Raw genomic sequence first — 643 nt, 5'->3', positions numbered from 1 at the left:
CAAATCTCCTGAAGGCCAGAGTTCCCCTTCCCCCAGACGGACTTATCCCTTGGCCTCAGTGATGGGTGTGCCGAGTGCGGTGAAGCCGTTGAGCAATGAGCCATGTCGCGCCATCGGTCCGAGCGACAATGGCGAATGACCCTGACCTGGAACTCCGCAACCTGACGGTCGAAGGTGAGCCATCGAGGCGCCATCGGTTCGAGCCCGATGGCGAACGGCGGACAGGCGCTGACCCGGCAGCTTGACGCAGTGCATCTTGGTCTTTGCACGGCTTCGGCGGTGATATCGTTCGGGGCCGCCCTCGGACCGGTGGCGGGCTGGCCCCTCACCATCGTCGCCAGATGGTCCGCCCGACGCGCTTTGAGGTGCGCAGGATCTCGTTGCGTGCGACAGCCCCGGCGGTGTCGGGCTTCCAGGGCTTCGCGTTCTTGCGGGGCGGGAGTGAGGGCATGCCCGCCACCGGTTCGAGGGCATGCCCGAACGCAGCGGCACCTCGTGCCGCAATGGTGCGAAGGGGGACCGTGGCCCCTGATGGGGCCGCGTAAGCCCCCGCAGCGGTGGCACTTGCGGGTGTCGAAGGCGCCGTCGGCGGTGACGCTGGCGATCTCTTGCTCCGGCGGGATCTGGTCGAGCAGGTCGGGCA

General features: G+C 67.5%; 1 pseudogene. It reads right to left on the bottom strand.

What is annotated here, in order from left to right:
- Positions 1-42 precede the first annotated feature (42 nt).
- Positions 43-643, bottom strand: a pseudogene (locus G8O29_RS18200) (transposase); the annotation flags it as partial.

Source organism: Rhodobacter calidifons, from assembly GCF_011174775.1.
GTDB lineage: Bacteria > Pseudomonadota > Alphaproteobacteria > Rhodobacterales > Rhodobacteraceae > Tabrizicola > Tabrizicola calidifons.
This window is presented reverse-complemented; position numbering and strand designations above follow the sequence as displayed.